Genomic DNA, 251 nt, shown 5'->3' with positions numbered 1-251 from the left:
ATATAGCAGATGCTAGTTATGCTATGTTGCAATATGTTTGGGAAAATATAGAGCAAGATGAAAAGAATAATATTTATAAAGCAGATAAACTTACTTTTGGTGATAAATTAAAGCAAGATATTGTTATGAAAAATAGTAAAGGAGAAGATATTGTAAAACCTAAAAATACAAACACAGCTTATGCTTGTGCTATACAAGCTCGTTTTGAACAAAATAAAATAGTTAAAATAGAACCTAAATATTGTATTTCT

General features: G+C 25.9%; 1 pseudogene. It reads left to right on the top strand.

Annotation, left to right across the window (positions count from 1 at the left end):
• Positions 1 to 2: 2 nt before the first annotated feature.
• Positions 3 to 251, top strand: a pseudogene (locus BGS40_RS00005) (hypothetical protein); the annotation flags it as partial.

Source organism: Campylobacter sp. 107 (genome assembly GCF_002383835.1).
Classification (GTDB): domain Bacteria; phylum Campylobacterota; class Campylobacteria; order Campylobacterales; family Campylobacteraceae; genus Campylobacter_D; species Campylobacter_D jejuni.
This window is presented reverse-complemented; position numbering and strand designations above follow the sequence as displayed.